This is a genomic window from Paenibacillus sp. FJAT-27812 (assembly GCF_001273905.1).
GTDB lineage: Bacteria > Bacillota > Bacilli > Paenibacillales > Paenibacillaceae > Pristimantibacillus.
In genome coordinates this window covers 1682906-1701784 of record NZ_LIGH01000001.1, presented here as the reverse complement: position 1 = coordinate 1701784, position 18879 = coordinate 1682906, and the positions used below count along the sequence as shown (strand labels likewise).

The 18879-nt window shown below is 49.1% G+C and carries 18 protein-coding genes; 11 read left to right on the top strand and 7 right to left on the bottom strand.

Annotated elements, in window-relative coordinates; all coding sequences use genetic code 11:
• Positions 1-69: 69 nt before the first annotated feature.
• The 3 genes from ADU23_RS07200 to ADU23_RS07185 form a co-directional block, all read right to left on the bottom strand.
• Positions 70-957 carry an IS3 family transposase gene (locus ADU23_RS07200; RefSeq protein ID WP_063845962.1) on the bottom strand — a complete coding sequence of 296 codons (888 nt, stop codon included), beginning with the start codon at positions 955-957 and terminating at the stop codon, positions 70-72.
• Between the two features lie 362 nt (positions 958-1319).
• Entirely contained in the window at positions 1320-2330 is a 1011-nt protein-coding gene (locus ADU23_RS07190; RefSeq protein WP_053373123.1) for a bifunctional glycosyltransferase family 2/GtrA family protein, read from the bottom strand.
• Positions 2331-2360: 30 nt separating this feature from the next.
• A complete protein-coding gene (locus ADU23_RS07185; protein ID WP_231637331.1) occupies positions 2361-3338 on the bottom strand; it encodes a phosphodiester glycosidase family protein in 978 nt (325 codons plus the stop codon).
• Positions 3339-3568: 230 nt separating this feature from the next.
• Between ADU23_RS07185 and ADU23_RS07180 the strand changes: the two genes are divergently transcribed.
• From ADU23_RS07180 to ADU23_RS07160, 5 genes are all read left to right on the top strand, one after another.
• Positions 3569-3868 carry a hypothetical protein gene (locus ADU23_RS07180; protein ID WP_053373122.1) on the top strand — a complete coding sequence of 100 codons (300 nt, stop codon included), beginning with the start codon at positions 3569-3571 and terminating at the stop codon, positions 3866-3868.
• 128 nt (positions 3869-3996) lie between these two features.
• Complete coding sequence (locus tag ADU23_RS07175; protein ID WP_053373121.1) at positions 3997-4386, top strand: hypothetical protein; 390 nt, start codon at positions 3997-3999, stop codon at positions 4384-4386.
• Between the two features lie 110 nt (positions 4387-4496).
• Positions 4497-4964, top strand: a complete 468-nt coding sequence (locus ADU23_RS07170; RefSeq protein ID WP_053373120.1) for a CcdC family protein — start codon at positions 4497-4499, stop codon at positions 4962-4964.
• A 117-nt stretch (positions 4965-5081) separates the two neighbouring features.
• Positions 5082-5507 (top strand): MerR family transcriptional regulator, encoded by a 426-nt coding sequence (locus tag ADU23_RS07165; protein ID WP_053373119.1) that lies wholly within the window; start codon positions 5082-5084, stop codon positions 5505-5507.
• A gap of 4 nt (positions 5508-5511) precedes the next feature.
• Positions 5512-6936 carry a DHA2 family efflux MFS transporter permease subunit gene (locus tag ADU23_RS07160; protein WP_053373118.1) on the top strand — a complete coding sequence of 475 codons (1425 nt, stop codon included), beginning with the start codon at positions 5512-5514 and terminating at the stop codon, positions 6934-6936.
• 48 nt (positions 6937-6984) lie between these two features.
• Here the strand turns inward: ADU23_RS07160 and ADU23_RS07155 are convergent, their stop codons facing one another.
• The 3 genes from ADU23_RS07155 to pyk form a co-directional block, all read right to left on the bottom strand.
• On the bottom strand, positions 6985-7359 hold the full coding sequence (locus ADU23_RS07155; RefSeq protein WP_141680394.1) for a hypothetical protein: 375 nt from the start codon (positions 7357-7359) through the stop codon (positions 6985-6987).
• Between the two features lie 254 nt (positions 7360-7613).
• A complete protein-coding gene (locus ADU23_RS07150) occupies positions 7614-7910 on the bottom strand; it encodes a hypothetical protein (protein ID WP_053373116.1) in 297 nt (98 codons plus the stop codon).
• A gap of 161 nt (positions 7911-8071) precedes the next feature.
• A complete protein-coding gene (pyk, locus tag ADU23_RS07145) occupies positions 8072-9487 on the bottom strand; it encodes a pyruvate kinase (RefSeq protein WP_053373115.1) in 1416 nt (471 codons plus the stop codon).
• Positions 9488-9592: 105 nt separating this feature from the next.
• Between pyk and ADU23_RS07140 the strand changes: the two genes are divergently transcribed.
• From ADU23_RS07140 to ADU23_RS07120, 5 genes are all read left to right on the top strand, one after another.
• Positions 9593-10375: a helix-turn-helix domain-containing protein gene (locus ADU23_RS07140; protein WP_053373114.1), complete on the top strand. Its 783-nt coding sequence runs from the start codon at positions 9593-9595 to the stop codon at positions 10373-10375.
• A gap of 388 nt (positions 10376-10763) precedes the next feature.
• Complete coding sequence (gene thrS / locus ADU23_RS07135; RefSeq protein ID WP_053373113.1) at positions 10764-12677, top strand: threonine--tRNA ligase; 1914 nt, start codon at positions 10764-10766, stop codon at positions 12675-12677.
• 862 nt (positions 12678-13539) lie between these two features.
• Complete coding sequence (locus tag ADU23_RS07130) at positions 13540-14370, top strand: MetQ/NlpA family ABC transporter substrate-binding protein (RefSeq protein ID WP_053373112.1); 831 nt, start codon at positions 13540-13542, stop codon at positions 14368-14370.
• A 72-nt stretch (positions 14371-14442) separates the two neighbouring features.
• The gene (locus ADU23_RS07125) at positions 14443-15471 is read left to right on the top strand and encodes a methionine ABC transporter ATP-binding protein (RefSeq protein ID WP_053373111.1); all 1029 of its coding nucleotides are present in this window, start codon (positions 14443-14445) and stop codon (positions 15469-15471) included.
• Positions 15461-16135, top strand: a complete 675-nt coding sequence (locus ADU23_RS07120) for a methionine ABC transporter permease (RefSeq protein ID WP_053373110.1) — start codon at positions 15461-15463, stop codon at positions 16133-16135. Before ADU23_RS07125 ends, ADU23_RS07120 begins: the two co-directional genes overlap by 11 nt.
• Before the next feature lie 96 nt (positions 16136-16231).
• On the opposite strand, the gene ADU23_RS07115 is transcribed toward ADU23_RS07120, so the two are convergent.
• Positions 16232-17692, bottom strand: coding sequence for a DHA2 family efflux MFS transporter permease subunit (locus ADU23_RS07115; RefSeq protein WP_053373109.1), 1461 nt, complete (start codon positions 17690-17692; stop codon positions 16232-16234).
• Between the two features lie 266 nt (positions 17693-17958).
• Between ADU23_RS07115 and ADU23_RS07110 the strand changes: the two genes are divergently transcribed.
• Complete coding sequence (locus tag ADU23_RS07110; protein ID WP_053373108.1) at positions 17959-18879, top strand: PLP-dependent cysteine synthase family protein; 921 nt, start codon at positions 17959-17961, stop codon at positions 18877-18879.

Sequence of the window (18879 nt, the reverse complement as noted above, 5' to 3'; positions counted from 1 at the left end):
GTTATCAAAATAGTGAAGCCAGGTGCATGCTGGTCAAGACCCCATATAGCGGACACTGAATAAAAGACCCTACCTAACAAGCTGGAGCCGGTACTGAATCGGAGCCAGCTTGTTTAGTTTTCTTTGCGGACGCTTGTTGTTGTAAAAGTGTATATATTCTTCAATTCGGCTTTGTGCTTCTTCTACAGATCGAATATCATAAGGGTAGAGTGCTTCTGTCTTCAAATGCGAGAAGAAGCTCTCCATTGAGGCATTGTCGTAACAATTGCCTCGCCTGGACATGCTGATTTTGGCGCCAACCTTTGGCAGCATGTCGTGGTAATCGTAGGACGTGTACTGGGACCCCTGATCGCTGTGAACGATCAGCCCAGTCACGTCCTTTTCCTTTTCAAACGCCTTAGAGAACGTCTGTAGAACAAGTTGCTTGTCATTGTGTTGACTGGTTTGGTAAGCGACAATTTCGTTCTGACACAAATCTTTAATGGCAGAAAGATACAACCAAACATCACCAATTCGATACTGTGTGACGTCAGTTACCCATTTTTGATTGGGCGCTTCCGCTTGAAAGTTACGTTCCAGTATGTTCTTCGTAACGCGATCACCGATGTTCCAGCTTCGAGTACAGTGACGGTACTTACGACGTACTCTAGAGCGCAGCTCCATTTCTTGCATGAGCCGGAGTACCTTCTTATGGTTCATCCACACGCCATGATCTTGGAACATAAACAATTGAATTTGGCGGTACCCATACACGCCTTTATAGTATTCAAAGGTATCATGAATGACCTGTTTATCCTGCTTATTCTTATCTGTCTTCAAGCGCTTCACGTATGCGTAGAATCCGCTTCGGGAGACTCCGATTTCTTTACAGAGTTCTTTGAMGCTAAATCGTTCACGAAKTTCGTAGACGAGTCTATACTTCTCTGGTACACCTCCTTCTTCGTAATTTCCAACCACTTTTTTAGGACAGCATTCTCCATCTCCAATCGCTTTAAATAACGTTCCTGATCCTTGTACTGTTCTCGTCTGCCTCGGTGTTCCATAAGCCCATATTCGCCTTGTTCCTTATACTTCCTCATCCACACCTTTAATCGCCCAATATCTGCGATCCCAAGCTCATCCGCTACCCTCTGCTTGGTCATTCCCCCATGTCGTAGCTCRATAGCCTTCTTCTTTAATTCAAAACTATACGTCTCAAATTTCTGTCCTTTTCTCGCCATAACGAAAAGCACCCCCTATAATATCCATCGGTTTAAACACCAGGGTGTTTTTACAATGTCTACTATAAGGGGTGCACTTCATGCTGCACCTGGCTTTTTTTAATATACAAACCTGCGCTGCGCGTAGTAGCTGAATAGAAATAACGAAGCTTCGGTGAACAGCTTGGCAATCATTAAAGGAATGCCGAGGCGTTCATTAAAGAGAAACATTAGGCCGTAATTTAACGAAAAGATGACTGCGACGAGTGCAAAATATTTAGGCATCGAGGTTTTGATCGCGGCGCGCTTGCCTTTAGCAAATACATACTGCTTATTCATCATGTAGTTGAAAACAGAGCTTGCACCCCTTGCTCCGAGCACGGCGAGCAGCAGATTGGAGCTAAATGCATGGATTAGCGCCAGCAATAGAAAATCGATAACCGCAGACAATAAGGAGCTGGCGCTGAAGGTGATAAAAGGAGCATATATTCTGGCGGAATCGGCAATCGGCCTAAAATGGGACGATTCATTTTGGTTGAGATAGACCGTGTCTATCGGAACCTCATGAAAGGAAAAGCCGGCGGCGGGCGCTTCAAGCAGCACATTCATCTCATATTCGAAGCGCTCTCCGGGTATGCGGCATAACCAGTCCAGCATATCGGCCGAATAGCCGCGCAGCCCAGTCTGCGTATCATACAGGCGCTTGCCTGAGGCGAACGAATAGACGAGCCGGGTAGCGGCGTTCCCGAAGCGGCTGCGAAGGGGCACTTTGCCGGTGAAGCGTCTGCTACCGAGAATAATATGCCGATTGTATGACGCAATGCTGTTCGCAATCTTCATAATGTCCTGCGGCAGATGCTGGCCGTCGCTGTCTGCGCAGACGATGCCGTCTGTTATCCCTTTTCGCTGGAAATAGTGAAAGCCGCTCTTAAGCGCATGGCCTTTGCCTTTATTGGCGCTATGGGTAATGACTGTGCAGCCCAGCTCTCTTACGGAGCGGAAAAGCTCCCTGTACGCTATGCCGCTCCCGTCATCAACGACGACGATTGGGAACGAGCCGATCTCCCTTAGCTGCTCGATAAGGGATACGAGCCTCTCGTCGGGCTCATAGGAGGGAATGAGAATATTCATGGCGGTAGGCCTCCTCTTCTTTATGGCTAGTTATTTTGCGATATACAGGATGTCGCTGACGCCGCGCTCCTGCTGTTTGCCTAGCGGGTTGTTGACGACTCTGCCCATGAAGTACATCGTGGACGAGCCGCCTCCGTCAAGGTTATAAGCAACCGATGCGCCAAGCTCCGTAAACACATTCGCAAATTCAGTTAAGGTCATTCCTTTGCTGTAGTTGTCCTTGCGTCCGTCCACAACGACGAATACGTAGTGGTTCGGCGCGATCATGCCAATACCCGTCCTCGGATTCGATCCTTGAATCGAACGATTGCCGAAATTAGTGTCGATGGATACTTTATCGAAGTCTCCCGCTATAACGCCGTCGTTCACGAGAATGGGGCCGAATGAATACGTATCCGTGACGCCCTCAGCAAGCAGCTCTGCGGAGGAGAGCTGTTCCTCGTTGTAGGCTTTCATCGTGCCGTTCGAGAGCAATGCCATGGCGTCGCGTGTTGGCTCGTCCCGATACAGGGTGCCGCCGCGAACGATGACACCGTCATTCCGGAACCCGTAATAATCGCCATTGATTGCAAAAACGGCACCGTTCTCAGCCGCGATCGCGGACGTGTCTTCCGTAATGTTGCGGCCAAACGCGTTTTTGGCGAAGGCGGACTGCAATACGCTGGCATCCGTAAGCTGGACATCAGCGACAAAATAAGTGATTTTATCGCTGCCCGAGCCGGATTCGACTTTCTTAATATGAATTTGCGTATCGGCACTGCTGTAATTCCAATCATCCTGCTGTAACGTTTCCGTGCCGTCTGCTGGATTGGCGGCAGGAGCTGCTGCGGCTGGCGTCTTAGCGGCTACATTGACCTCAACATGCTCGATAAGATAACGGTCGGCAAGCACGTAGAGCACAATGCCGATTGCAAGAACAATGAAGGTAAGAAAAAGTGCTGCTTTTTTCCTTCTGGTTAAATTTTTAATGACGATCAACTCCTGATAGGAAATAAGAACCGAGAGCAAGGCTTGCGATCGCTTGAAATAAGATCATCCGAATAGGGTTATTGTCGTATCGGAACGTTAATCGCATATGAAGCCGGACTGAACGTTTACTGAAAGCTTGGCATAGGTGCCATGGGGGCAGAGTGAAGCATCGCGGGATTTGTTTTTGCGGCGGAAATCATTGTACAATGGTATGGAAGAAACTTCTTGCATGCGCCTCATAAATTCCATATACGAAGGGAATAGTGCCTATGAATTCACGAATGAAGCAGCTTGAGGATCGGCTTGCCAACCAGGACCACAAAGACTTGTTTCTTCAAACACAGCATACGCTTCAGGCGATCGATGATCTTGCGGAACAGCACCGGCGGTATCAATCTATACAAGCGATTAGCGGAGTGAAAATTGTTGGCGGAGAAGAGGCGTTGTTTTATGACACGCTGTCGGAAGTGAAGGAGCAAATCGTGGCTACACTGGAGAAGACGCTGAGCGACCTTGAGCACAAGGGCGATAAAAACTACGATAAAAACTTCAAGGATGGCGTTGAATAATAAGCGCTTCTTAGCAGAAGAGAGCATCCGGGCGGGTGCTCTCTTCTTTGCTTTGAGCCGAAACAAAGTAAGCGCTTCATACGTTTAATAAGCAAGAACGTTTTTGTATAAGAGAGGGGTTTTCACAGATGAGCTGGATTCCCGCAGAAAGAAGCAGTGGGTGGTGGCTGTTAGCCGGAGCATCCTCCTTGCTAGTCAGCATTTTGCTCTGGGTCATTCGTTTTCTACTATTAGGCCAGCCATTTACGGGGATGCATGCTTTCCGCTTTATGGTGCTCGCCATCCTCTTATCCTTTTTATTCAGCTTTGCCGGCTGGCTTGGGGCGAAATGGCTGTGGCTGTTCGCTAACCTTGGCTTGGCGCTTGGACTAATATTAATGGCAGTATACTCCCGGGATATGACGGGCTGGGAGGATTTGGTCAGCTTCCTTGTGTTCCTTGAAGCGGTGGCTGCAGGATTTATTCTTGGCTTGATTATTGAAGGAGTCTTTCTCATCCGGAGAATGGCAAGAAAATAGAGCATAAGAGCCGATCTCAAAGAGGTCGGCTTTATTGTATTCACGTTAAAGAGAGGAGGCTGTATACTGAAAAAAGGGGAAAAAAGGATAATAAGGAAAGTGGTGTGTACATGAATGAATCGTATTATGTGACCATTGTTTTAATCGTGGCATTTGTGCTATGGAGGAGGACGCGAAGCTTTTACAAGCCGATTCGCGGAGACGGCAGAAGAATTTTGTTTCCGTTGCTATTCATGGTACCGGGTCTTTTTCTTATCCTGAACCCGAATGTTCATGCACCGCTCTACGAATGGTTTATCGCCGCTGTACTTGGACTCTTATTATCGATACCGCTTATCTGGACGACGAATTACGAGGTGCGCGAGGATAATCAGATCTATGCGAAAAAAAACATGGGTTTTATTTTTGCATTTGTGGCAGTGGTCGCCATCCGCTTTGCCTTGCGCAACTATTTGAGCATGGTTGAACCGGAGACGCTTGGTGCTCTCTTTATGCTTGTCGCTATCTTTTACATCCTGCCTTGGCGCATTGTATCCTACATGAAGTTTCGTAAAGTCGCAAAGCAGCGTTCTGTTTAAAATGGTATTTGCGATGGAGTACAACCGATGTGCTCTATTTTTTTGGCATAAAGTTAACGTTGACGTTAACTGTCATTAAGCGTATGCTAGTAACATAGACTACGGAGGTGCGGCGTATTGGATTTGTTGAAAATCGAAGAAGTGGCGAAGCGTACAGGTTTAACGAAGCGGGCCATTCGTTATTATGAGGATTTTGGTTTGATCTCTGCGCCTGAGCGTACACAAGGCGGTATACGGTTGTATTCCGAAAGCGATATTGAGAAGATTAATAAAATTTTGCTGGTTAAGGAAGTACTGGGTTTCTCGCTGGCAGAGCTTCAGCAGTACCTGGAATTTCAGACGATCATCGAGCAGCAAAAGAGCGAATATCGTACGACAGAGGATCGCGAAGCGCGCAAGCTGAAGCTCATTGAGATGCTGAGTGTGCTGCAGAAAGAGAAGACGATGATCGATACTAAGCTTTTGCGAATGGAGCAATTCAAAGAGGCGCTATTAGGATACGAAAAACGTGTTTTGACGGCAATAGATCAATTAAAAGAATAGGAGCATGATTGTGGAACCCTCACAAAAAGCAGAATCAACGTTTTGGACCATTTTGGTTGCCGTTTTTTTCGGCAACTTCATGGCTTCTTTAAGCACGACTACGATAAACGTCGCATTGCCTATATTTATGGATGACTTTGGCGCCAGCTTGAATACCGTCCAATGGATGTTATCCGGCTTTATGATGGCGACGGGCATTATTGCTCCGGTTATCGGTTTTATGGGTGACAAATGGAGCTATAAAAAGCTGTATGTGATCGCATTGTCAGGCTTTACTTTAGCCTCCCTGCTTTGCACCTTCGCTTGGAGCATCGAATCGCTTATTGCATTTAGAATTTTGCAAGGTCTCTTCAGCGGTATTATTATGCCCACAACGATGACAATCATTTACCAGACGATAACGAAGTCGAAGCAGGCGGTTGCGGTCAGCTTTTGGAGCGTATCGGCGATGCTTGCCCCAGCGCTTGGACCGACCATTGGCGGCTGGCTCGCTGAGATTTACGGCTGGAAGTCTTTGTTCATCATGAACATCCCAATCGGCATTATCGCTGTGATCGTCGCCGCTAGGTATATTCCGAATTATCGCTTAAGCACCGGCATCAAGCTCGATTGGATCGGATTTGGAGCGGTGCTGGTCGGAACCAGCGCGCTGCTCGTGGCATTTAGCGAAGCCCACAATTGGGGCTGGGCGGGCTGGCAGACGTTAGGCATGATCGCAGCGGGTATTCTCGTCCTTGTGTTTTTTGTTCGAAGGACGCTGCGCGTCAGCAATCCTTTATTGAATTTGCGTGTATTGAAGATTCCGCGGTTTACGTACGGTTTGATTCTGAACTGCTGCATTACGATATCGCTTTATGCCGGCACGCTGCTCGTTCCCATCTTTATGCAAAATATTAAAGGCGAGTCCAGCTTTACGACGGGGATGGCCATGCTGCCGGGCACGCTTGCCATGGTGTTAATCTCGCTTGCGGCTGGCAAGCTTTACAGCAAGGTGGGCCCGTCGCGTCTCATTCTCGTCGGTCTTATTCTTATGGGCATAGCGACTTGGGAGCTCAGCCATGCGAATGTGGCTACAAGCGCATTGTTTATTACGGTATGGGTTGCCATTCGGTATATGGGGATTGGCTTCAGCAATATGCCGGTGACGAATGCGGCAATGTCTGCTGTGCCTAGCGTCAACTCGGGCCATGCGTCCGCGGTCATGAACTGGATCAGACAAGGGACATCGGCGCTTTCAATCAGCTTGTTCAGCTCGATATTATCAGCGCAGACGATCGCTCACTTGGGAGCGGGGAATGTATCCAAAACCGTCGCGCTCTCTTTGAGCGTCCAAGATGTGTTCCATCTGGGCACTATTATTATTATTGTGTCCTTGCCGCTGACTTTGCTGCTGCGGAAGCCAAAACCACAAACAGCTGCGATGCAATAAGAAAAGAGCGCCGGTTGCGGCGCTCTTCTTTATCGTGGTATCGCTTGTTTATAGCGCTTGTCCGCCTTCCAAGGCGACTTTTATTCGTCCGTTTGTCTCCAGCACCTTCACCTTTACTTTGCGGCCAGGCTGGTATTGCGGATTGTTAACCATATCGATGACCGTTTTTACGATTGCCCGGTAAGGCTCGGCATGCTCTCTTGGAATCGTTAATCCGATAAAAACCTCGGGATAACCGTTGATCTCCGTATTGGTTTGCCGAATGGAGCTTACGGTAGCGTCGAATGGAACGCCGTTTTTCAAAATATGTTTGACTTCAAGGTTATCTTGGAACGACTGCCTGATGACCATGAAGGCGAGCAGGCAAAGCGGCAAAGAAATCAGGATGACAACAACCAACGATATGCTTTCACCAGTACTCATGTAGCACCAACTTTCATGGACCATGATGGGCTTAGCTTCTTGCTTTTTTTGCAGTATATCTAATTCTATGAGAAGCATAGCATAACAAATACCATTTGGAAATATTTCCAAGGTCTTATAAAAGAATAGGTACTTTAGCAACTGTGAAAACGGTAATAAGTCTATTCTATACAAGACAAGAAGACTGTCCCATAAGGTCGTTTGACCCGGAACAGCCTTCTTAATAATTGATGTACCTATGTTTTTGCATGATGCTAAAGGAATGTCGTCTTTTTTACGAAGCTTTGAGCGAGATGGTCGGCATGCAAGTCTTTATTATTTTTCTTGTAGTTTTCCAGTACATCAATGAGATAATCGTCCGCGGGGTTGTTGGAGCGGAAAATAAATTGCTCTCTGTTCTCGATACGCACATCGTGGCCGCACTGCTTCAGGCATTCCTCATAATCCTGAACGGTGGGCTGCGTATTTTCCTCTAAGTAAATAAGTCCGGTAAGCATCTTAGTTTCCGTGCCATGGATAATCTTGAAATAGACGGTATGTTCCTTTTTCACACCTATTCCTCCTTAGCTTCATAACGAAAGTATTGTTATTATTATATTAAGCTCTACAAGCCGCTCGGAAGTATGCATATTGTGAAAGCTTCTTGAATGTCGCTTGAAATCAAACAAAGCTGCGAAGTCCTCGGACAACGCAGCTTTTATTCATTAAGTTGCTATACCTGTGCTACTTTAATCAAGTTGGTAGCTCCGGCTTGGCCAATTGGAACGCCTGCGGAGAGAACGATGATATCGCCTTCTTCAATCAGGCCAGTCAGCTTGGCATTGCGGGTCGCGGATTCGAACATTTCGTCTGTTGTTGTTACTGCGTCGCCCTTAACCGGAATGACGCCGGAGAGCAGACAAATCTTTGGAAGCACATGGTCATGCTGCGTGATCGCAATAATCGGCGCCATCGGACGGTATTTGGATACCATGCGCGCAGTAAAGCCGCTTTCTGTCGACGTAAGAATCGCTTTTGCGCTCAGCTCAAGCGAGGAGCTTACGACGCCTTGGCTGATAACCTCGGTAATGTTCGTGCTTTGCTGTGCTCTTTTTTTGTCGAACTGCTCTTTGTAGTCGATCATGGATTCGGCTTTTTTCGCGATGGAAGCCATCGTCCTAACAGACGGAATCGGATATTTGCCGGCAGCTGTCTCGCCTGAGAGCATGACAACGTCTGCGCCTTGGATGACCGCATTGGCTACGTCGCTGACTTCCGCTCTTGTTGGACGCGGGTTAACCTGCATCGATTCAAGCATATGTGTAGCAACGATAACCGGCTTGCCTACGAGGTTGCATTTGTTGATCATTTCACGCTGCATCATCGGCACATCTTCAATCGGCACCTCTACGCCAAGATCTCCGCGCGCGACCATAATGCCGTCGGAAGCTTCGATGATCGCATCAAGGTTGAGCATGCCCTCTTCATTTTCGATTTTGGAAATGATTTGCACATGTCCCGCATTCGCTTCCTCAAGAATGTTGCGGATTTCCAAAATATCCTCTGCTTTTCTAACGAACGAAGCGGCAATGATCTCAACATTATGTTTGAGGCCAAAATGGATATGCACAACGTCGCGTTCGGTTACGCCTGGCAGCGTCGTTTTGATACCTGGCAGGTTGACGCCTTTGCGCGGTTTCAAAGTGCCGCCGCTAACGATTTTGCAGCGGATTTCAGTTCCGTCTACGGAAAGCACGGTAAGGTCAACCAATCCATCATCAATCAAAATCCGGTCATTCGCCTTTACGACAAGCGGCAGCTCGGAATAATTAACGGGCAGGCGAGTCGCATCGCCCAGCACATCCTCCGTCGTTAGAATCAGCTCTTCGCCGATAACCAGCTCGCATGAAGCCTCTTTCAGCTTGCCGATCCGCACCTCAGGTCCTTTAATGTCCATCATAATCGGCACGAAAGTGTTAAGCTCCCGCGCGGCTTGCCGTATATTATTCATTCGCATGACATGATCTTCTAATTCGCCGTGAGCCATATTCAGTCTACCAACGGTCATCCCTGCTTGGATCATTTCTTTGATCGTCGAAACGGAGTCGCAAGCGGGACCCATTGTACAAATAATTTTTGTTTTTAGCATGTTGTAGGCCTCCTCGTTTTTTTCATTGTAACGCTAATGCTCGAAAGGCAATGAGAACTATAGTACAATGAATGTACTATAGTACAGTTTCGGGGAGGGTGTATCATGATAGCCATTTCGGATGCTCATCAGGACAATGGGGCGGCTTGGTACGAGGAAGGAGGGGGGCGTGAGCACGCCTTTCACCTCTCGCTTGTGACGTATGGGAAATGTGTATATTGGGTGAACGAGGAGAAGGTTATTGTGGAGAAAGGGGATGTGCTCCTCATTCCGGACCACATTCCGTTCTATGGCAAAAGCATCCCTACGGTTGTGCACACGAAGTACGTGATCAACTTTAGAAGAAATACGGCAGAGTGCGGATTAACGCTGCTTCAGCTCCAAGAGCCATATAAGCAAAGGCTCGGTTGCTTTGAGGTTGTGCAGGAGCGCCTTCGGGGCATTTTGACGCAGCATAAAGAAAGGCCCGCCTACTTTGAGCTGATGGCGGAGGCGCTGCTGATTGAAGCGCTGATCTTTTTGAATCAGGAGAAGGATCGCGGCATGATCTCCTCCGAGAAGCACCGGCGCGTAGACAGCATGAAGCAGTACATTTCCACCCATTACCGCGAGAAGGTGACCAAGGAAGAGCTGGGCGATGTCATCAACACGACGCCAAATTACGCCGCAACCTTGTTCAAGTCGGTCACCAATCAGACGATTAGCGAATATGTGCACAATCAACGGATGAAAACGGCGATCTACATGCTGACCGAGTCGCAGCTTATGATCAGCGAAATCGCTGATTACTTAGGCTATAACGATGTCTCCTATTTCTACCGCATTTTTAAGCGAAGCACGGGAAGCTCGCCGTCCGACTTCCTGCATGAGCGATCCTCTACCGAATAAAAATGGGTATCCGCCGCGGTTGACATATCAGTTTGTTCGGATTAAAATTTAGCCATAAATAGGCTTCGACCAAAGACATGATTACCTATACGAGCTGTCCAGAGAGAGAGGCTAAGGCTGAGAGCTTCTCCAGCAACCGATTGTGTAATTACCCCTTTGCAGCCGTGTTATGGAACCCGCTGCTCTAGCTGGCGGTTGTAAATAACACCGTTTCATCCCCGTTATCGGATGCTCAATAAGGATCTTGCTTCAGCTGAATGCCTGGCGATTAGCCAGTTACATAAAGCAGCGGATCGAATGAGGGTGGAACCACGAGCTGAACGCACTCGTCCCTTTGTGGAGAGATGTGTTTTTTTTGCGTTCTACTAATTCGATCGGAGGCTGCATGATGAGTATTGCAATTACATTACCGGATGGAACAGTTAAGGAGTATGGGCAAGGGACGACCGTCTTGCAAGTTGCCGAGTCCATCAGCATTGGGCTTAGAAAAAACGCGGTAGCGGGCAAAGTGAACGGCAAGCTTGTCGATTTGAGCCAGCCTATTGACGCAAGCAGTCATGTTGAGATCGTAACGCTCGATGGGGCAGACGGGCTTGAGCTATACCGCCATAGTACAGCTCATGTTATGGCGCAAGCCATTAAGCGTATTTATGGGGAGAAGGCTGTGAAGCTGGGAATAGGACCTGTCATCGAAGACGGCTTCTACTATGATATCGACATCGAGAAGCCGCTATCGACTGATGATCTTACAGCGATTGAAGCGGAAATGAGCAGAATCGTTCAAGAAGATCTGCCCATTACAAGGCGGGAAGTAAGCCGCGAGGAAGCAACGGCGTTTTTTGCCAAGCTGGAAGAGCCGCTCAAGCTGGAGCTGATCCGCGATCTGCCGGAGGCGTCTGTCATTACGATGTACGAACAAGGCGAATTTGTTGATCTATGCCGAGGGCCGCATTTGCCGTCCACTGGGCGGATCAAGGCGTTCAAGCTGCTTAACGTTGCCGGAGCTTACTGGCGCGGCAATTCAGACAATAAAATGCTGCAGCGGATATATGGCACCTCTTTCCCTAAGAAAGCGCAGCTGGATGAGCATTTGCATCTGCTTGAGGAAGCGAAGAAACGCGATCACCGCAAGCTTGGCAAGGAGCTTGAGCTATTCATGTTCTCCGAGGAAGCGCCGGGCATGCCTTTTTACCTTGCTAATGGCATGACGATCCGTACGGAGCTGGAGGATTTTATCCGGGAGCTGCAGCGGCAGCGGGATTACGAGGAAGTACGGACGCCGTTTATGATGAACAGGCGGATGTGGGAGCAGTCGGGACACTGGGACCACTACAAAGACAATATGTATTTCACGGATGTTGACGATACGAGTTACGCGCTGAAACCGATGAACTGCCCAGGGCATATGCTTATTTTCAAAAATAGCCTGCATTCCTACAGGGAGCTGCCGATTCGCGTTTCGGAATTCGGCCAGGTTCATCGGCATGAGTATTCAGGCGCGTTGAATGGGATGATGCGCGTGCGGACATTTTGCCAGGACGATGCCCATATCTTTGCTAGGCCGGACCAGATTCAAGAGGAAATTAGCCGCGTGATTGCTTTGATTGATCACGTGTATGGCGTATTCGGCTTCGAATACAAGATCGAGCTCTCGACAAGGCCGGAGGACTACATGGGCTCAGATGAGCTGTGGGATCAGGCGGAGCAATCGCTGAAGAGCGTGCTGGATCGCAGCGGCATTCCGTATAGGGTGAATGAAGGCGACGGCGCGTTTTATGGGCCGAAGATCGATTTTCACATAATGGATGCGCTAAAGCGCAGCTGGCAGTGCGGCACGATACAGCTTGATTTTCAAATGCCGGAGAAATTCGATTTGACTTACATCGGCGAGGATAACCAGAAGCACCGTCCCGTCGTCATACACCGCGCCGTATATGGATCGGTTGACCGCTTTATCGGCATGCTGACTGAGCATTACGCAGGCGCGTTCCCGTTATGGCTGGCTCCTGTGCAGGTGAAGCTGCTGCCTGTCTCGGAGAAGTATATCGATTATGCGCTTCAAGTGAAGCAGGCGCTGACGGAAGCGGGTATCCGGACACAGGTGGATATTCGAAACGAGAAGCTGGGCTATAAGATCCGCGAGGCAGGGCTTGCAAAGGTTCCTTACACGCTCGTTCTGGGCGAGAATGAGAAAAATGCAGGCACGGCGGCAATTCGGAAACGCGGCGAGGGAGACCTCGGGACGGAATCCGTCAGCGAGATCGTGCTGCGTATAAAGGAAGAAATCCGGGTTAAGTCATAGTTGATGGCTAAGCCGGTGTTTGAAAAAGCAGCTCACGCACGAAAGAGAAGCGATTAGGGGAATTGGATGGGTTCCCGCAGCTTAAACGAACGAGCCGTAGAAGTGATTCTACGGGCTCGTTTTTCTTTTCCGGCTCTTCTTGTTGCCGTGCACGCGTACTAAAAGCAACAGTAGCGGCGCTGATGGTTGGAAGGCTTGTCTGTCTACCCCGCCAACCCCCAACCCACCCGCCAACAACTTAACAGGAAAAACTCCTGTTATTTCAAGAGATTTCACGCCAATTGGAGTATTAGAAGGATTTTCTCCCGTTAATTTTCTGCATTTCGGCTAACTTCGGGTGCAAGCGCTCCTTTTAACGGGAGATTTTCCAGCTAAATTGTCTTTTTGCCTCCATATTGAAAATTTAGAGGGAGATTTTCCTGCTAATTCTGTTCACACGCAACGGTTCGAAGATGAAGTCAGATGAGTAAAGCTCCTATGAGTTGGCATAGCATTAGGGGATCGAATAGGAACCCTGATTGAACATGTCTCTCTTATGCCTGTCCAACTGCAACGGGCGGAGGTGGCTAGCGTACGTGGACGAAGAAAATTATCATAATTCCACTGCTCTAATGGGCGACGCTTCTTTTATTTACCCTATTTTGGAAGCGCTAGCATCTATATGATAAATAAATCGTTGACAGAAAGCTCCGCTTTAATCTATAGTAACTACATCGGAATAATAAGAAATTGAGCTGATTAGACGACTAAAAGCTCTTATTTGACAGGAAGGCCATGCGGGCCGGCTTCTGTTTAATAAGAGCTTTTTTGTTTGTCCGGACGCTTAATGAGCCTCAACATTATGAAGCAGGGGGATTTTGAAATGAAGCAAAAAATGGTGTTTATCGTGCTGACGTTGGTGTTGACGTTCACACTTGCAGCTTGCAGCAGCAAATCGGACACAAATGAGGGAGCAGGTGCCGGCGATGGCGAAAAAGCAACGTTAAAGGTAGGCATATCGGCAGGCGTCGAGGAAGAGATCTGGGCGCAGGTGAAAGAGGTTGCCGCCAAGGATAACCTGGATATCGAGCTCGTTGTATTCAATGACTACGTGCAGCCTAACAAAGTGCTGGCAGAGGGCGAGCTTGATGCCAATGCGTTCCAGCATGAGCCCTATTTGGACCAATTCAAGAAGGACAACAATCTTGATCTTGTAAAGATCGCCAATACGCTTAATTTCCCTATCGGTTTCTATTCCGAGAAGATCAAAGCGGTATCGGAGATCAAAGAAGGCGACGTCATCGGATTGCCGAATGATCCAACGAACGGCGCTAGAGCGTTAATCCTATTCGAGAATGCCGGCCTTATTAAGCTGAAGGAAGGCGTTGGCATTAAAGCGACTGTGCGCGATATCGCAGAAAACAAGCTGAACCTGAAATTCGAAGAGCTGGATGCTGCGTTCATACCGAAGGCGCTAGGCGATTTGACTGCGGCGGTTATTAACACGAACTATGCGGTGGAAGCGGGCTTTGTACCAACGAAGGATGCAATCTTCATCGAGCCTAAGGACTCGCCGTGGGTCAATATTATTGCGGTAAGAACCGAAGACAAGGATAAGCCCGTATTCCAAAGACTCATTAAAGCGTATCATTCCGATCAAGTGAAAAAGTTTGTAGAAGAAAAATACGGCACTTATATCGTAGCGTCTTGGTAACTAGGTAAAGGGCAGGTCTCTTCTTAAGGGAAGAGGCCTTTTTTAACATTTTAGCAGAGGAGCGTTCATACCGTGATCTGGATCGAGAATGTAAGCAAAACGTATCAGCAAGGCAATCAAGCCGTCCACGCGGTCAAGGATGCCAATCTTCATATTCGCAAAGGCGAGATTTTTGGCATTATCGGCTACAGCGGGGCAGGCAAAAGCTCGCTTCTGCGCTGCATCAACTATTTGGAGAGGCCAACTGCCGGCGTGGTTCGCGTCAATGGGACGGAGCTAGCGAAGCTGAATGAGCAGCAGCTGCGCATGATGCGGCGCAAGATCGGCATGATTTTTCAAAATTTTAATTTACTGATGTCGAGCACCGTTTATCAAAATATAGCCGCGCCGCTCGTGCTCGCTGGCGTGCCGAAGAAGCAGATCGAAACGAGAGTAAGCGAGCTGCTGTCGCTCGTCGGGCTGGAGGACAAGAAAGGGGCGTTTCCCGCCCAGCTGTCGGGAGGCCAGAAGCAGCGCGTAGCCATTGCAAGAGCGCTTGCCAATGAACCGGAAATTTTGTTATGCGATGAGGCAACCTCGGCGCTTGATCCGCAAACGACGGATTCGATTCTCAGTCTGCTGCAGGATATCCATCGAGCCTACGGAATCACGATCGTGCTCATTACCCATGAGATGTATGTCGTTAAGAAAATATGCGACCGAGTAGCGGTAATGGAAGATGGTCTCATTGTGGAGCAAGGCACCGTTCTAGAGCTGTTCACAAGCCCAAAGACGGATACGACCAAAAAATTTACCAAAAGCGTATTTGATGTTGATTTGCCGCAGGAGCTGCTGCAAAGTGTATGGCGCCGACCCCATTCGGGACAGCTGCTGCGCATTTCATTCGTTGGAGAAACGGTGAGCGAGCCGATTTTAGCGGATTTGACGGTGCGCTATCAGCTTCGGCCGAGCATTTTGTATGGCAATATTACTAAAATCAAAGACACGGTGTTCGGCTGCCTCATCATAAGCTTGCCTGGCGACCCTCCTGCCATACGGGAAGGCATTGCGTATATGGCTTCGCATGGCATGCAGGTGGAGGTGCTTGAGCATGTTGGGTAGCTTTTTCCAAAGTCTCATTGAAAATCAGGATCTATATACAGAAGCGATAGGCGAAACAGCGGCAATGGTCGGCTATTCCTTGTTCTTCTCAACCATAATCGGCCTATTTCTAGGCGTTTGCCTTGTCGTGCTGCGACCGAGCCATATTTATGCGAACAAAACGTTTTATTATCTTTTGAATACGACTATTAACATCGTCCGCTCCGTTCCCTTTATTATCATATTGATCGCGATCATTCCGATTACGAAATTTATTGTACACACGACAATTGGGGTGAAGGGAGCTATCGTCCCGCTAGTTTTCTATACGGCGCCTTATATTGCAAGGCTTATTGAATCAGCGCTGCTTGAGGTTAATCCCGGCGTAATCGAGGCTTTTCAAGCGATGGGCGCCTCGCGGCGGCAAATTATTTGGAAGGTGATTTTGAAGGAAGCGAGACCGGGTATTGTCCTTGGGTTGACCATTGCGACAATTGGTCTAATTGGGGCGACAGCGATGGCAGGGGTGATGGGCGCTGGCGGCCTCGGCGACGTGGCGATCCGTTATGGGTATCAGCGCTGGGAGCCTGATGTAATGTACGTGTGCGTCATTATCCTTATCCTGCTGGTGCAGCTAATGCAATCAATAGGCAATCGCATTTCGAAGAGGCTGCGGAAGCATTAGTCTCACCCAGCACCAACGTTGATTATAAAAATAGGGCTGTTCTGACGTGGTTATCGTTCATCCATCCGTCAAAACAGTCCTATTTAGGTTTTTTCGCTAAGCCTGCTTGCTGCTGCTGCTGGTACGCCGCCGCTTGCGAAGCAACAGGGCTAGCGGCAGCGCCGCTACAATTATGACAGCCGATAAGAGAAAGGCGTCATTGATGCTCATCGTATAAGCGTGTGGTTCAACAGGCTCGCTGCCTGTGCCTGAGGAACGTGCTTGGTGAATAGCCAACCGCGCATAGAACAACGAGGTGAACATACCGAGCGCCATTGCGCTAAATACTTGCCTGAGCCAGTTGATGAGTGCCGATGCGTGGCCGGACAGCTCCTTCGGAATGGCCATCATGCCGGCATTGGTTACAGGTGTAAGCGCCAGTCCGGTTCCAGTATTGCGTATCGCGATGATGATCATAATCGTCAGCAAGCTCGTAGTGAGCTGAAGCCGGCTGAACATATATGTTGTGAGAATGAGTATAGTGGTGCCTACTATCGCAAGCACAGCAGGGCCGAATTTGTTGTAATACTTGCCCGAGAAGAAGGTGGCGCAGGTTAAGCATGCCGCGCCCGGCAAAAACAGAAGCCCGATATGAAACGAGCTGAGATGATGAATTTGGCTCAGGTAAAGCGGAACAAAATAAATGCCCGAATATAGCGCAACAGAAAGGATAAGCGAAATAATCAAGCTTACCGTAAACGTTTTGTTGCGGAATAAACGAAGCTGAAGCAAGGGCGCCGGCGTGCGAAGCTGGTGAATGACAAACCATGCCGCACTACCGAGGCCAACGATGAGGCAGATCCAAAACGCGGCCGACCGCCAGCCCCAAGCGTAAATATTGCCGAATAGCAGCAATAACGAGAGGCTGCCAAGGGCTGCAAGCGCAAGGCCCGTGCGATCCAGCTTGGTTTCCCTGTTAACCGGATTGGAAGGGAGAATCCGGATGCCGATCATGAGCGCGAGAATGCCGATAGGCACGGTCACGAGGAAAATGAGATGCCAGTCATAGCCTTGCAGCCAGCCGCTGACCGATGGGGCAAGCGCCGTTCCTAGAATGGTGGAGAACGACCAAATGCTCACCGCGATGGGCTGCTTTTCGGGCGGAACGGTACGGTAGATCATGGCCAGCGATACCGGCTGAATAAGCCCGCAGAAAATGCCCTGCAGGATGCGAAACGCAATTAACGCGTAGATATTCCATGAAAGGGCGCATAGCACCGACGTAACGGTAATGCCGGATAGACAAAACAGAAAGACCTGCTTTCCTCCAAAACGATCCCCCGCGTAGCCGCTGGCAGGCGCTATAACGCCGCATGCAAGTGAAAACCCTGTTACAATCCACTGCACTTTTCCTAAATCGGTTTGAAAAATGTCAATGAAGCCGGGCAAGGAGACATTAAGCGAAACGACATGATACATGCCGACGAATGAGCCGAAAAAGAGGGTCGCAAGAGCTGGCCAAAATGACTGGTTTGCAGAAAGAGGCTTATTTAACTTTTCGGTTAGTCCGGCAGACAACCCTTCACCTCCTATTTTATTGGAAAAAAACGAATGGCTCGGAAGCATAAAGGCAGTATAGCACATTGGAATAGTGAGCTATTATTGAATATTTGTATAAAGCGATAGAACTATTTGTGGCTTATTGCTTACGAATGGCGTTGCAGAGACGGCTAAAGAGGGGCAGCGGGCATAACACAAAGAGAAGCAGCTTCATATGATGGAGGGTGTAGACCAATCAACGGATGAGCGTACGATGAAACGGATTATCGTGGGAGGGACTGCGGATGGCTATGTATCAAAATGTCCACGAGCTTATTGGCAACACGCCACTGGTTGAGCTTAAGGGGTATGGGCTGCCAAGCGGCATACGTCTTTATGCGAAGCTTGAATGCTTAAATCCGGGAGGAAGCGTCAAGGATCGGCTTGGCATCCAATTGTTGAACGAGGCGTTCGCAAACGGGCAATTGCTGCCCGGCGGCACCGTTATCGAGGCGACGGCCGGCAATACGGGAATAGGGCTCGCGCTGGCTGCAATCGGACGCGGCATATCAACGATCTTTGTTGTGCCAGACAAGTTTAGTACCGAGAAGCAGCAGCTGATGAGAGCGCTTGGCGCGCAAATTATAAATACACCAACGGAGCTTGGCATATTAGGAGCGGTGCAGAAGGCGGAAGAGCTGGTCGAAGAAATTCCAGGCGCCTATTCGCCCAGACAGTTCTCCAATGCGGCTAACCCGGAAACCTATTATAAAACGCTCGCGCCGGAGTTGTGGCGCGATTTGGGCGGCGAGCTTGACGTATTTGTCGCCGGCGCGGGCTCGGGAGGCACCTTCATGGGAACAGCCCGCTATTTGAAAGAGCAAAACCCCAATGTGAAGACGGTGATTGTGGAGCCTGAGGGCTCGGTTCTTGGCGGCGGAGCGCCAGGTCCGCACAGGACGGAGGGAATCGGCGTCGAGAAGCTGGCCCCGTTCATGGACAGCTCGTATTTTGATGCGATTCATACGATTTCGGATGAGCATGCTTTTGCAAGGGTGAAGGAGATTGCGCAGCTTGAGGGACTGCTTGTCGGCAGCTCGTCAGGCGCTGCGCTGCATGCCGCCTTGCTAGAGGCGGCGATCGCGCCGCCGGGCAGCCGGATCGTTACGATTTTTCCCGACAGCAGCGAACGGTATTTAAGCAAACAAATTTATGGAGGTGCTTGA

Bases quoted from the DNA above. Each gene is read 5' to 3' on its own strand.
- ADU23_RS07190 (WP_053373123.1), bottom strand. From the start codon at position 2,330: ATGAATATTCTCATTCCCTCCTATGAGCCCGACGAGAGGCTCGTATCC.
- ADU23_RS07180 (WP_053373122.1), top strand. From the start codon at position 3,569: ATGAATTCACGAATGAAGCAGCTTGAGGATCGGCTTGCCAACCAGGAC.
- ADU23_RS07175 (WP_053373121.1), top strand. From the start codon at position 3,997: ATGAGCTGGATTCCCGCAGAAAGAAGCAGTGGGTGGTGGCTGTTAGCC.
- ADU23_RS07170 (WP_053373120.1), top strand. From the start codon at position 4,497: ATGAATGAATCGTATTATGTGACCATTGTTTTAATCGTGGCATTTGTG.
- ADU23_RS07160 (WP_053373118.1), top strand. From the start codon at position 5,512: ATGATTGTGGAACCCTCACAAAAAGCAGAATCAACGTTTTGGACCATT.
- ADU23_RS07155 (WP_141680394.1), bottom strand. From the start codon at position 7,359: ATGAGTACTGGTGAAAGCATATCGTTGGTTGTTGTCATCCTGATTTCT.
- pyk (WP_053373115.1), bottom strand. From the start codon at position 9,487: ATGCTAAAAACAAAAATTATTTGTACAATGGGTCCCGCTTGCGACTCC.
- ADU23_RS07140 (WP_053373114.1), top strand. From the start codon at position 9,593: ATGATAGCCATTTCGGATGCTCATCAGGACAATGGGGCGGCTTGGTAC.
- thrS (WP_053373113.1), top strand. From the start codon at position 10,764: ATGAGTATTGCAATTACATTACCGGATGGAACAGTTAAGGAGTATGGG.
- ADU23_RS07130 (WP_053373112.1), top strand. From the start codon at position 13,540: ATGAAGCAAAAAATGGTGTTTATCGTGCTGACGTTGGTGTTGACGTTC.
- ADU23_RS07120 (WP_053373110.1), top strand. From the start codon at position 15,461: ATGTTGGGTAGCTTTTTCCAAAGTCTCATTGAAAATCAGGATCTATAT.
- ADU23_RS07110 (WP_053373108.1), top strand. From the start codon at position 17,959: ATGGCTATGTATCAAAATGTCCACGAGCTTATTGGCAACACGCCACTG.